This window comes from Candidatus Binatia bacterium (assembly GCA_036504975.1).
GTDB lineage: Bacteria > Desulfobacterota > Binatia > UBA9968 > UBA9968 > JAJPJQ01.
Genome location: DASXUF010000170.1, coordinates 13,932 through 26,338, shown reverse-complemented (window position 1 = coordinate 26,338; position 12,407 = coordinate 13,932). Strand labels below are relative to the sequence as shown.

The following is a 12,407-nucleotide window of genomic DNA, read 5'->3' as shown; positions in this document are numbered from 1 at the left end:
TTGGCGATGGGATATTATCCGATCTTCCTGGATCTCCAAGGGCGGCCTTGTATCGTGGTCGGCGGCGGGCCCGTGGCCGAGCGCAAGGTAGAAAAACTGCTCGAGTCCGGCGCCGAGGTGACGCTCGTCAGTCCTACCGTAACCGACCGGCTTCACGCCTGGTCCGGGGTCCAAAAAATTTGTCACAAAGCAAGAGTCTACCACCACGGCGACCTGGCGCCGTTTCAACTGGCGTTCGCCGCCGCGGACGATGCCGCCGTGAACGCCGCGGTCAAGCGGGAAGGAGAGGAGCGCGGGGTCTGGGTAAACGTTGTCGACGATCCGGCGCAGTGCGATTTTATTCTTCCCTCGGTGCTCAGGCGCGGCGAACTGGTGGTGGCGGTGGCGACCGGCGGCTCCAGTCCGGCCCTCGCGCGCGCCGTCAGGGAAGAGCTGGAGCGGTACTTCACCGAAGATTACGCGATCCTTTCCGAGATCGTCGCAGAGGTGCGGCGCGAGCTCCGCGAGCGGGGAATAAGCGCGCCGCCGGAAATTTGGTGCCGGGCGTTGAACGGCAGCTTGCGCAGCCTGGTTCAGGCAAGAGACATCGAAGGCGCGAAACGTTATCTCCGCGAACAGGTGAGCGCTTAGTCATGGAGCTTGAAAAAGTATATCTCGTCGGCGCCGGTCCGGGAGATCCGGGGCTGCTCACGGTGCGCGGCCTCGACCTGCTGCGCGGCGCCGATGTGATCATTTACGATCGCCTGGTAAATCCGGCGCTGCTGGAAGAGGCGCGCGCCGCTACGCTGAGAATTTTCGCCGGCAAGGAAACGGGATTTCACAGCCTGCCGCAAGCGGAGATCAACGATCTCATGATCGCGCACGCGCGCCGCGGGCTCCGGGTGGTTCGGCTCAAGGGCGGCGACCCGTTCGTATTCGGCCGCGGCGGAGAAGAGGCCGAGGCGCTCGCGGCCGCGGGCATTCCCTTCGAGGTCGTGCCCGGCGTGAGCTCGGCGATAGCGGTTCCGGCCTACGCGGGCATACCGTTGACGCATCGCGAGCTTTCGTCTTCGTTCGCGGTCATCACCGGCCACGAAGCGTCTAAGGGCGCCTGCAAGGACGGCGCGAAAATAGACTGGGCGGGATTGGCGACCGTGGTCGATACGCTGGTGATATTGATGGGTCTCAAAAACCTGCCGCATATAGTTTCCGAGCTTGTCGCCCACGGCCGCTCGGCCGATACGCCCGCGGCGGCGATTCGCTGGGGCACGACCGGGAAGCAGCAGGTCGTCGAGGGCGCGCTTTCCGATATCGTCGAGAAAGCCGGGCGCCTCGGTCCTCCGGTGGTGATCGTCGTGGGAAACGTCGTGGAGCTGAGGAACCGGCTCCAATGGTTTTTCCCGCACACGGGCGCCGCGCGGGCCGCAAAATCCCTCCAAGATGCAGACCAACTCACAAGCCGGCCTTGAAGGGCTGAAGGTCGTTTCTTTCGAGAGCCGCAGATGCCGCGAGATGGCGGCGCTGATCCGCAACTACGGCGGCGAGCCGATCGTGGCGCCTTCGATGCGCGAGCTTCCCTTGGAACAGAATACGGCCGCGCTGGAGTTCATGCGCGACCTTCAGGCCGGAAAGGTCGATCTCGTGATCTTTCTCACCGGCGTCGGCGCGCGCACCTTGATCGAAGCCGTTTCTTCCGTTTATTCCCGCGACGAGCTGGCAAAGTCTCTCGGCGGCGCAGTGCTTGTCGCCCGCGGCCCAAAGCCGGTTGCGGCGTTGAAGGAGATCGGTCTCAATCCTCAAATCGCGGTGCCCGAGCCCAACACCTGGAGAGAGATTTTAACGGCGCTGGCTAAAATAGGAGACTTGAAAGGCAAGCGAGTCGCCGTGCAGGAGTACGGCATCACCCGGCCTGAGTTGCTGGGTGGGATCAAAGCGCTCGGCGCCGAAGTCTTTTCCGTCCCGGTCTATCGCTGGGCGCTGCCCGAAGACACGGGCCCCTTGCGATCGGCCGCGCGCGAGATCACCGCGGGCCGCGCGGATGTCGCGCTCTTCACCAACGCGACCCAAGTCGATCATCTCTTCAAGATCGCCGCCGATGACGGGCTGGATCGCGGACTCCGCAGCGCTCTACCGCAGGTCGTGATCGCTTCGATCGGGCCGGTGTGCAGCGAAGCGCTGCGACACTTCGGGCTCACGGCCGACATCGAGCCCGAGCATCCAAAGATGGGGCATCTCATCGCCGCGGTCGCGAACCGCGCGCGGAGCCTATTGGCGGCGAAGCGAGCGGCGCGGAAAAGTTCTTAAGGGAGGCCTGAGCTTGTCGGAAGAAAACCAGGAGACCGGTCGCCCGAAGGACCTCTTTCACCATGGGACCATCAGCAAGCTCTTTCCCAGCAACAACATGGGCGTGGTTCGAACCGAGAGCGGGCGCGAGGTCCAGTTTGCCTACGACCTGGTCATCCTCGTGGGCGAGGTCCAGAAGACCGCCGATCTCAGAGAAGGCATGGAGGTCGGTTACGATCTCGGCTGGACGTCGAAGGGCCTTCGGATAACGAAAATCAAGGCATACGCACGACCTCAGCCGCCACCGCCCGGCGGCGATTTAGAAAGGCAGGAAAGTCAAAGCCAGGATCTGCCGCCCGAGGATCTCGCCGACAAAAACCCCCAGTAGGGCGATATAGAAAAGCCCCGTCGCCGCCATCGTGTGCGGTATTTTCAAGGTCCGCCATATCATGAAGGACAGAATCAACGATCCCGCCTGCGTGGTCAGCAGCCGGCTGATCAACAGCAGGTGGTGGTTCTCCCAGAGGGCGTGAAGCTTGCCGACGGTGTTCGCGCTGCCGAAGAAATAAAGCAGCGGCAAAAGCAGCAGGAAGAAAAATGTTTGCAGCAGCAGCGCGACGAAGAAAAATTTGAATATCCGGACGAAGGGCTCGATCGTCTGGCCGGTGTCGATCAAGTACCAATGGCCGATCAACATCCCCACGGTAACGCCTCCCAAAAGCAGCGCCGAGAGAAAAAAGCTCGCGGGGTAAAGCAAGGTCTCCAGCGACCCGAGAGGCGCGTCGTAAAAGTTGCGCGCGCTTATCGCCAGCGCGGCCGAGCCGATGAAAAGAGAGGCGGTAAAAGTCCGCGCCCTGAAAACGACGCGCTCCCCCCAGAGCGAATAGAGATAAAGAGCGAACGACAAGATGAACAGCAAATGGAGCGATAGCTCGACGGCGCTTCCGAGGCTCGGATCGGCGGAGAGAGACCTGCGGTGGAGATCCGCTTTTCCCGCCAGGCCGAGAACTCCAACGACGAACAGGACTCCTCCCGTGGATTTATAGAAACCGCGCGACAGCTCGTGGAATGGAGTGGCGGCGACGGCGAAGAGCCCGCCCAAGGCGACCTGATGAAAGAGCAGCAAGAAACTCGCCGGAAAGGCCTGCATGCCGCTCTCAACCTTTTGCCGGCCTGTCGCCGACGTGCAGGCAGACCGCGCCGTTTAAAAACTTCCGCGTCGCAACGTTCTCGAATCCGGCCTGCCCGATCATCGCGGCGATGGTTTCCGGGGAATCGAATCCTTTCACCGAAGCGGAAAGATAGCGGTAGGCCTCGCGATCGTGAGCCAGGCGCGCGCCGATCCACGGCATCAAACGGTGAAAATATAGATCGTAGAAAAAAGCAAACGGGACGCAAGACGGCGGAAACATGTCCATCGTCACGAGCCGCCCGCCCGGCTTCAGAAGGCGATAGGCTTGGCGGAAGAAGAGCCGGAGATCGGCGACGTTGCGCAGGACGAACGCGGTCATGACCGCATCGAACGTGCTGTCCGCGAAGGGAGGGGCCAACGCCGTTCCCTGGATGTAGAAAGTTTTTCCCCCGCTCGAGTGCTTGCGCTTTTTCTGCATCGCCAGACGGAGCATCTCGCCGGAAAAATCGAGACCGATGACCTTGCCGCCATGGCCGATTGCTTCGGCTGCGGCGAATGCGAGATCGCCGGTGCCCGTCCCTAGGTCGAGAACCCGCCGCGCGCCGCCGCTGAGCGCCGCGGCCGCGCCTTTCTTTCTCCAATAGGTATCGAGATGAAAGCTGATGACCCGGTTGAGGAGATCGTATCGGCCCGCGATGCGGTCGAATATTCCTCGGACGTGCTCTGCGCGCGGGCGCTCGGATGAAGACATCGTTATCTGGGGAGGACGAAGACTGACACCGGCCGAGCCGGATATCAAAAATTTCTCTCGGTGATCAGTTGAATCAAGCTTTTCAACGCGTTGCGGTAAAGAGAGGGGGGAAGCTTCTTGACCGGGCCCAGCGCCTTTTCCGCGTAGCGCCGCGAAAGCGCCCGGGCTTCCTCGATGATGTTTCCCTGGCCGATGGCGTCGATGGCTTGGCGGATTTTTTCGTCCGTTGGGTGCATACACTCAAAGGCTTCCATCACGGCCCGCTCTTTGGCGTTCTTCGCCAGGATGATCGGGAGCGAAGGATTGCCGTCGCGCAGATCGATGCCGGTCGGTTTCCCCAGCAGCTCTTTGTGGCCGATCACGTCCAGCACGTCGTCGATGATTTGGAATGCGATCCCGAGGTTGAGGCCGTACCGGTCCATTTCTTCCACCAGGGAAGAATTCGCTCCCGCCTGATAGATCCCGATCTTAGCGCCGGTCTGAAACAGAGAGGCGGTTTTCCGCGTGACGATCTCAAGGTAATCGTCGACCGTCACGTCGGTGTTGCGGTTGAAGAAGCCCTGGAGAATCTCGCCTTCGGTGAGGCGCGTGCATGCGTCGGCGGTCCACTGGACCACGGTCTCGTCGAACTTGCCGGCAAACTCAAAGGCCTTGATGAACAAGAAGTCGCCCGCGACCAGGGTCGATTTGAGGCCGAACTTTTTGTAGGCCGATTCCTTGCCGCGCCTGGTCTCGGCGCCGTCGATAATATCGTCGTGGAGCAACGTGGCGGTGTGGATCAGCTCGATGGCGGTGGCGATATCGACGATGTCCTCGACCTTTTTGCCGCCAAAGGCGCGGAAGGCCAGCAGCGTTATCATGGGCCGGATCCGTTTTCCGCCGCCGCAGATCAGGTGCGCGGCGATATCCGTGAGAGTTTGCTCGGCGGAGCGAATGGATCGCGCGAGATTTTCCTCGACCAGCTCGAGCTCGTCGGCGACGCAACTGAAAGGATCGACGGCTTCGGCGAGCGACTGGGACTTCTTTAACAAATCGGCGACGTAAGCTGAATGAGGGGATTTTCTTTTTCGTTGTTGCAGCACCAGGGACTCCGGGACCTGCGTTGTACCGGGGCAAAATGGCATAGAACCGACAGCAGGTCAAGCCGAATTTACATTGAACCCAGTATAGCGCCTGTGCTAGTAGAATGGCAGAGGCTCAAGCGAGTCGGTGGTCTGATTCCGGGGCGAGCAGTCGAGGAGATATGTCGGAGCCGGCGTCCGTAATCCCCGTTTTTCCCCTTCCCAACGTGGTTCTTTTTCCCAAGCTCCGGCTCCCCTTGCACATCTTCGAGCCGCGCTACCGGCAGATGGTGCGCGACGCGATAACCCACGGCGGGCTGATCGGAATGGCGCTGCTCAGAGGCGATTGGGAAAAAGATTATTACGCCCATCCCGAGATCTACGGCGTCGGATGCCTGGGAAAAATCGTCGGCGTTACGCCCTTGCCCGACGGGCGGTACAATATTCTTTTACACGGCTTGACCGAGTACGAAATCGAGGAAGAGGTTTTGGGCGAGACCCCCTATCGCCAGGCAAAAGTCGCGCTTCGAGACGACCTTGCCGCGGTCGAGACGACCGCTATCGCTTCACTCCAAGGGGAGATCCTCGAGCTGGCGCGCGGAACGATTCAAGAAGAGGATTCGCCTCTGTTGAAAATTCTCTCCGACTCTACGATCGACGCGGCGACTTGGTTGAATCTGTGCTGCTTCTCTTTCGACATTGCGCCGGTGGAAAAGCAGAGTCTCCTGGAGGCAAAATCTCTGCAGGAACGCGCCGCGCGTCTCATCGACGTGCTCCGCTTCAGGGCGGCGGAGAAGCTGAGCGCCTTCGATGCTTTTCCAGGCTCGAAAGAAGGCAAGCTTCCTCATTAGCGGCGGGCAGTTTAGCCTTGACAAAATAAACCCACCGTTCATATAAAGCATAAAGTAAAAATCTCGTCGGCCCTGGAAGGTAGGGTAGAAGGAGGGGAAGATCATGGAACTATGGTTATATTTTCTGCGTTGGGTACACTTTCTTGCCGGCATTACCTGGATCGGACTTTTATATTATTTTAACTTCGTTCAGACGCCGTTCTTCGCCGAAGCCGAGCCCGGCGTTCGAAGCGCGGCGATTCAGAAACTGGTACCGCGCGCGCTCTGGTGGTTCCGTTGGGGAGCGATGGGGACGTTCATCGCCGGACTCCTGATGTACATTCACTACATCGCTCAATCCGGAGTCGAGGGATTTTATAGTACGACGTATGGTTGGGCGATTACTCTCGGCGGAACGCTGGGAACCATCATGTTCCTGAACGTTTGGCTGGTGATTTGGCCTAACCAGAAAGTCGTGATCGCCTCCGCGACGCAAGCCGCGCAGGGAGGCCAGCCGATTCCGGAAGCCGCCAACTGCGGACGCCGGGCGGCGCTTGCCTCGCGCACCAACGTTGTGTTTTCCATACCCATGCTTTTTTACATGGGAGCTCGGCACATGCCGGGCTTTGGCGAGCCAACGACCGGCAGCATTGCCGGACTCGTGGTGATCGCCGGATTGATGATCGCTGCCATAGAAGCGAACGCTCTATCCGGCTTGCAGGGAAGCACGAAAAAGCCCCTCGATACCGTATCAGGGGCGCTCTGGTCGGGATTTATACTGACGGTGATCCTGCACCTGCTCTTCGTGGTTCTTTTCCACTAGGAGTCAGCGCAGGAAAGCCACCAGGTCCGGTATCGACAATTCCAAGTAGGGTTGGGCGGGCATGGCGGTTGTTTTTCGCTTCGGCGTATAGCCGGGCGGGTAAGTCCCGCGAAGCACGCGCGCTTCGATCAGCTCGCGCGAAGCCCCTTTGATCGCGGGTCCGAGCGGTCCATCTTTCGATGGGTCCGGGTTGTGGCAGGCGGCGCAGTTGGCAAGATAGACCGCCCGGCCGCGGTTCGGATCTCCCTCGCCCGCCGCTTTCGCCGGCTCGTCCGATTTTTTTTCGCAGCCGGCCAGCATCAAAGCCAAACCTAGAGCAAGAGTCCATCTTTTCTTCATCCGGCCATCTCGCAGTCTTCACGGAGGCGTCACCGCCAGGCGCGCCTAAACCGCTTCCCACATCACGGCTTTCCCAACGGCCTGATCAAGGATCGTTAGAGAAATTCAAACGTCTGTGATAAATCTCAGAAGAATGAATGGTGCGAAAGGGGGGAATCGAACCCCCACGGGTGTTAGCCCACAGGATCCTGAATCCTGCGCGTCTACCAATTCCGCCACTTTCGCACGCTAGGCGGCGTGCCTGAAACTTTTCCTATCTTACTCGGGAGCGGCACCTTGTCAAGTTAACGCGCGCTTTTTATAACTACACTCATGGGTAAAATTTTTCTCATCGAGCCGCATCGGGTGTTGCAGCAAGGAATCGCGCTCTCTCTCTTTCCCGAACACGACGTCCAGGTGGCGGAGACGGCGGATCCATCCGCTATCGGCGCGCTCAAAGAAATCGATCTCCTCATTTTCGATGCGGCCGCATTGCGCGAGAGCGATAAGCTCTCACTGGAAATGACTCGCGCGATCGAGACCTCTCCGGTTCCGGTCGTCTGGATCGACGACGGCGATTCGTCGCATCCCCAACGGGACAAGCTGGCCGTCGTCTTGAAGCCGATCGAAAGCGGAGCGTTGCAGTCGGCTGTGGCCGGACTTCTGGCGCCTGCGAGCGCACGAAAGGAGCGTAAAATTTCTACGCGAAAGGCCAAAGCCGGAAGGGAGCCAGAGCTCATCGATCTCGTGGAAGTCGTCGAGGAAGAGCCGCCAACCGAAGATCGGAAATCACCGGAAAAGCCAAGATAGCCATGGAATTACCCAAGGCGTACGCGCCGCAGTCCGTCGAAGAAAAGTGGTACTCCCGGTGGGAGGAACAGGGATACTTCTATGCGGACGTAGAAGAAGAGCGGCGGGCGTACTGCATTACCATCCCGCCGCCGAACGTTACCGGCGAGCTGCACATGGGCCATGCCCTCCAGCACAGCGTTCACGACGTGCTGATCCGGTTCAAGCGCATGCAGGGTTACAACGCGCTTTGTCTTCCCGGCACCGATCACGCCGGCATCGCAACCCAAATGAAGGTCGAGCAGGAGCTTTGGCGGCAGGACAAAAAGAACCGTTGGGACGTGGGCCGGGACGAAATGGTGCAGCGCATTTGGGCGTGGACGGAAAAATACGGCGGCGCGATCCTGAAGCAACTCCGCGCTCTGGGCTGCTCTTACGACTGGCGGCGGACGCGCTTCACGCTCGACGACGCCTACCACAAGGCCGTGCTCGAAGCCTTCGTGCGGTTTTACCGGCGCGGCTGGATCTATCGCGGCGAGCGCATGGTCAACTGGTGTCCGCAATGCCTGACCGTGATTTCGGATCTGGAGGTTGAAGAAGTTCCCACCCAGGGATTCCTCTGGTACATCCGCTATCCCATGCATGAAGGAAGCGGGGAAGTGGTCGTGGCGACCACCCGGCCGGAAACGATGCTCGGCGATACGGCCGTGGCCGTTCATCCCGAGGACCGGCGTTGGCAGCCTCACATCGGCAAGAAAGTGGTCTTGCCGCTGATGGATCGTTTGATCCCGATCGTCGCCGATGAATATGCCGATCCTAAAATGGGCAGCGGCGCGGTAAAAATCACTCCCGCCCACGATCCCAACGACTTCGAAGTAGGCTCGCGCCATAAGCTGCCGCTGGTCAGGGTCATCGACGACGACGGACGGATGACGGCGGAGGCCGGCCGTTTTGTCGGCCTCGATCGCGCTGAGGCGCGGCGGGCGGTCCTGGAGGCGCTGGAAAAAGGCGGTTACCTGGTCAAGCGCGATGCCTATGAGTACAACATCCCGACCCACGACAAATGCGCGACGATCGTCGAGCCGCTGCCTAAAGAGCAGTGGTTTATGAACATGAAACCGCTGGCCGAGTCCACGATCCCGGTGCTGGAGCGCGATGAGGTTAAATATTTTCCGGATCGTTTTCGCGGTTACTCGATCGAGTGGCTGCAAAATATTCGCGACTGGACTCTTTCGCGCCAATTATGGTGGGGACATCGGATTCCGGTTTGGACTTGCCGCGATTGCAACGAAATCATGGTCCGGGTCGAACCGTCTGCTCGGTGCGCGAAATGTCGCGGCGCGAACCTCGAACAGGACCCCGACGTTCTGGACACCTGGTTCAGCTCGGCGCTGTGGCCTTTCGCCACTCTGGGATGGCCCGAGCGTTCGCCGGAGATGGATTACTTCTATCCCACCCACCTGCTCATCACCAGCCGGGAAATTCTTTACCTCTGGGTGGCGCGGATGATCATGACGAGCCTCGAGTTTGTCGGGAAGATTCCGTTCCATCACGTGCTCATTCACCCGACGATACTCACCAAGGACGGAAAGCGAATGAGCAAATCTCTCGGCACCGGGATCGACCCGCTGGAGCTCATCGCCATGTACGGCGCCGACGCGACCCGGTTTGCGTTGCTTTACCAGTGCAGCAGCACGCAGGACGTCCGCTTCGACGCCGACGTCGAGGACAATAAAGTTCTCCGTTCCACGACGACCGAGATGTGCCGCAACTTCGCCAACAAAGTTTGGAACGCCTCGCGCTTCGTTCTCATGAACTTGGGCGCCGCGCCGGTCGCTTCCGAGCGGCCGCCGGCGGACGAGAATCTCGAACTGGCCGACCGTTGGATTCTGCATCGGCTTAACGAGACGATTCAACAGGCGACCGACGCCCTGGAAAACTATCGCTTCGACGAATACGCCAAGCGGTTGTACGAATACGTTTGGGGCGAATTCTGCGACTGGTACGTCGAGATGGCGAAGCTGCGACTGTACGGGAGCGACGCCGTCGCGCGGACAAAAGTCCGTCAACGGCTGGTTTTCCTGCTGGATCAAATTCTCCGCCTGCTCCATCCGGCCATGCCTTTTGTGACGGAGGAGATCTGGCAGACGCTGCATCAAGGCGGCGGCAGCATTATGATCCAGGCGTATCCTCGATCCGAGCCGAGTTGGATCCAACCGGAGATAGAGGAAAAGATGGCCTTTCTCATGGAAATCATCCGCGCCGTCAGAAATCTCCGCGCCGAGATGAACTGCCCGCCTTCCAAAGAGGTGAAAGTCATTCTTTTCGGAGAGGATGAGAAGCTTGAGTTTCTGCGCCAGCAGGAGCGCTATCTGCGCGCGCTTGCGCGCGTGGGCGCGGTCGAATACTTGACCGAAGGCGAGAGACCGCGCGGGGCGGCCACCGCCGTCGTCGGCGAGGCCGAGATCTATTTGCCGCTCGGAGATATGATCAACCTGGATGAAGAGAAGACCCGCCTCAGCCGCGAATTGAGCCGCGCCGAGGAAGAGTTGGCGCGCGTCCGGCGGAAGCTCGGCAATGGAGACTTCATCTCCAAGGCCAAAGAAGAGGTGGTGCGCCGGGAAAAAGAAAAGGCGGAAGAGTTCGAAGATAAAATTCGCACGCTGAACCTGAGCCTCGGGAGGATCCGCGAGGTGGAACAGGCGGAGGGAAAGACTTAAGGATGGATATTGTCGTTACGCCGCAGATCGAGCAGCTTGTCCGGTGCGCCCTTGAGGAAGACATCGGCGCGGGGGATATCACGACCTTGAGCACGGTTCCATGGGAGGCGCGGGGCAAGGGTCTGTTTCGCGCCAAGCGCGACGGCGTGGTCGCCGGCCTGATCCTGATCGAAAAGATTTTTTCTTATTTGGACGCCGGCGTCAAAGTCCGCCGCCTGTGTCGCGATGGCGAGTCCGTAAAGCAAGGAACCGTAGTGGCGGAAGCCGAAGGGCCGATTCGGGCGTTGCTCATGGGCGAAAGAACGGCGCTGAACTTCCTCCAGCGCCTTTCCGGCACGGCGACGTTGACCCGCAGTTATGTGGACGCGGTTAAAGACTTTCCGTGTAAGATCATCGACACGCGGAAGACCACTCCGGGCTTTCGCACGCTGGAAAAATACGCCGTCCGCATGGGCGGGGGCACCAACCACCGGTTTGGGCTTTATGACGCGGCGCTCGTGAAAGACAATCACATCGTCGCCGCGGGGTCGATCGCTGGGGCGGTCCGGCAAGTTCGCGAACAATCACCTTTCATGGCCAAGGTGGAAGTGGAGTGCGAGAACCTCGGCCAGGTGCGCGAAGCTCTCGAAGCGGGCGCGGACGTGATCATGCTCGACAACGTAAATCCGAAGGAGATGGCCGAGGCCGTGCGCCTCATCAACAAGCGCGCCTGGGTGGAGGCGTCGGGCGGGATCACCATCGAAACGCTGCGCGAGGTGGCGGCGACCGGAGTCGATTTCATTTCCGTCGGCGCGCTGACTCATTCCGCCCCGGCGGTCGATTTCAATATGAAAGTCACGGCGGTGAAATAACCCTCACCCTTCCCTCTCCCTAGAAGGGAGAGGAATAAGGAGAGGGTCGAAGGATTCAAGGGATGCCGGAGCCCAAAGCGTTAAACCCGGACGAGATCCGGAACGGGCTTGGGTCTCGGCGGCTGGCAAAGAAAATTCACTACTTCTCAGAGATCGACTCCACTAATCGCTTCGCCTTCAAGCGCGCTCAAGAGGGAGGGGAGGAGGGCGAGGTCGTTATCGCCGAGAGCCAGACGCAAGGCAAAGGGCGCATGGGGCGAAACTGGTTCTCGCCTCCTTCTCTCAACCTCTACCTCTCCGTAATCCTCAAGCCGAAGCTCCCACCGGCCAGCGCGTCGCAGCTCACGCTCATGGCCGCGGTCGCCCTCGCGGAGACCGTGCAATCCTTTCTCGCGACGCCGCCGTCGATCAAGTGGCCCAACGATATCCTGGTCGGCGGAAAGAAACTGGCCGGGATCCTGACCGAGTCCTCTTGCGAAACGGATCGGGTTCACTTCGTTGTCATCGGCATCGGCGTCAATCTTAACCTGCCGGCTGAATCGATTTCCGAAGCGCTCCGCGAGCGCGCCACGTCGCTGCTCATCCTGACGGGAAAGCCGATCGACCGGACCCTATTCGCGGGGCAATTGATTAACGACCTAGACAGATGCTATGGGGAATTGGAGGATAAGGGATTTCCCTGGATCGCTGGTCGCTGGGAGGGCTTCTTCGACCTCCGGAACCGAAAGGTAGCGGTGGAAATAGCGGATCAGCGTTTGTCGGGGATCGCCAGGGGAATCGACGGCGACGGCGCCCTGATTTTGGAAGAGGAGAGCGGCGCGTTGAGGAAAATTATCGCGGGCGAGGTTATTCCGATCGAATCGTGAGCGA

General features: G+C 60.0%; 14 protein-coding genes and 1 tRNA gene. 10 read left to right on the top strand and 5 right to left on the bottom strand.

What is annotated here, in order from left to right; all coding sequences use genetic code 11:
- Positions 1 to 6 precede the first annotated feature (6 nt).
- The 4 genes from VGL70_20710 to VGL70_20695 are packed head-to-tail and all read left to right on the top strand — an operon-like array spanning position 7 to position 2,650.
- Complete coding sequence (locus VGL70_20710; GenBank protein ID HEY3305953.1) at positions 7 to 630, top strand: bifunctional precorrin-2 dehydrogenase/sirohydrochlorin ferrochelatase; 624 nt, start codon at positions 7 to 9, stop codon at positions 628 to 630.
- A 2-nt stretch (positions 631 to 632) separates the two neighbouring features.
- Positions 633 to 1,448, top strand: a complete 816-nt coding sequence (cobA, locus tag VGL70_20705) for a uroporphyrinogen-III C-methyltransferase (GenBank protein HEY3305952.1) — start codon at positions 633 to 635, stop codon at positions 1,446 to 1,448.
- On the top strand, positions 1,420 to 2,283 hold the full coding sequence (locus VGL70_20700) for a uroporphyrinogen-III synthase (GenBank protein HEY3305951.1): 864 nt from the start codon (positions 1,420 to 1,422) through the stop codon (positions 2,281 to 2,283). Before cobA ends, VGL70_20700 begins: the two co-directional genes overlap by 29 nt.
- 13 nt (positions 2,284 to 2,296) lie before the next feature.
- Positions 2,297 to 2,650: a hypothetical protein gene (locus tag VGL70_20695; protein ID HEY3305950.1), complete on the top strand. Its 354-nt coding sequence runs from the start codon at positions 2,297 to 2,299 to the stop codon at positions 2,648 to 2,650.
- Here the strand turns inward: VGL70_20695 and VGL70_20690 are convergent.
- From VGL70_20690 to VGL70_20680, 3 genes are read right to left on the bottom strand one after another with little or no spacing between them, the layout of a single operon-like run.
- Positions 2,582 to 3,412, bottom strand: a complete 831-nt coding sequence (locus tag VGL70_20690) for a hypothetical protein (GenBank protein ID HEY3305949.1) — start codon at positions 3,410 to 3,412, stop codon at positions 2,582 to 2,584. The two genes, VGL70_20695 and VGL70_20690, sit on opposite strands and share 69 nt — an antisense overlap.
- Before the next feature lie 7 nt (positions 3,413 to 3,419).
- A complete protein-coding gene (locus VGL70_20685) occupies positions 3,420 to 4,145 on the bottom strand; it encodes a ubiquinone/menaquinone biosynthesis methyltransferase (protein ID HEY3305948.1) in 726 nt (241 codons plus the stop codon).
- Positions 4,146 to 4,189: 44 nt separating this feature from the next.
- Entirely contained in the window at positions 4,190 to 5,227 is a 1,038-nt protein-coding gene (locus VGL70_20680) for a polyprenyl synthetase family protein (protein HEY3305947.1), read from the bottom strand.
- Between the two features lie 161 nt (positions 5,228 to 5,388).
- On the opposite strand from VGL70_20680, the gene VGL70_20675 reads away from it, so the two are divergent.
- Both VGL70_20675 and VGL70_20670 read left to right on the top strand, forming a co-directional pair.
- Entirely contained in the window at positions 5,389 to 6,057 is a 669-nt protein-coding gene (locus tag VGL70_20675) for an LON peptidase substrate-binding domain-containing protein (protein HEY3305946.1), read from the top strand.
- Between the two features lie 103 nt (positions 6,058 to 6,160).
- Positions 6,161 to 6,859, top strand: a complete 699-nt coding sequence (locus tag VGL70_20670; protein ID HEY3305945.1) for a urate hydroxylase PuuD — start codon at positions 6,161 to 6,163, stop codon at positions 6,857 to 6,859.
- Positions 6,860 to 6,862: 3 nt separating this feature from the next.
- Here the strand turns inward: VGL70_20670 and VGL70_20665 are convergent, their stop codons facing one another.
- Entirely contained in the window at positions 6,863 to 7,198 is a 336-nt protein-coding gene (locus VGL70_20665; protein ID HEY3305944.1) for a cytochrome c, read from the bottom strand.
- Positions 7,199 to 7,336: 138 nt separating this feature from the next.
- A tRNA-Leu gene (locus VGL70_20660) sits at positions 7,337 to 7,423 on the bottom strand.
- An 87-nt stretch (positions 7,424 to 7,510) separates the two neighbouring features.
- Here VGL70_20660 and VGL70_20655 point away from each other — a divergent pair.
- The 4 genes from VGL70_20655 to VGL70_20640 all read left to right on the top strand — a co-directional run bounded on the left by VGL70_20655 (position 7,511) and on the right by VGL70_20640 (position 12,403).
- On the top strand, positions 7,511 to 7,987 hold the full coding sequence (locus VGL70_20655) for a hypothetical protein (GenBank protein ID HEY3305943.1): 477 nt from the start codon (positions 7,511 to 7,513) through the stop codon (positions 7,985 to 7,987).
- Between the two features lie 2 nt (positions 7,988 to 7,989).
- A complete protein-coding gene (locus VGL70_20650) occupies positions 7,990 to 10,686 on the top strand; it encodes a valine--tRNA ligase (protein ID HEY3305942.1) in 2,697 nt (898 codons plus the stop codon).
- 2 nt (positions 10,687 to 10,688) lie between these two features.
- Positions 10,689 to 11,537, top strand: coding sequence for a carboxylating nicotinate-nucleotide diphosphorylase (gene nadC, locus VGL70_20645; protein ID HEY3305941.1), 849 nt, complete (start codon positions 10,689 to 10,691; stop codon positions 11,535 to 11,537).
- Between the two features lie 62 nt (positions 11,538 to 11,599).
- Positions 11,600 to 12,403, top strand: a complete 804-nt coding sequence (locus VGL70_20640) for a biotin--[acetyl-CoA-carboxylase] ligase (protein HEY3305940.1) — start codon at positions 11,600 to 11,602, stop codon at positions 12,401 to 12,403.
- The last annotated feature ends 4 nt before the right edge of the window (positions 12,404 to 12,407 follow it).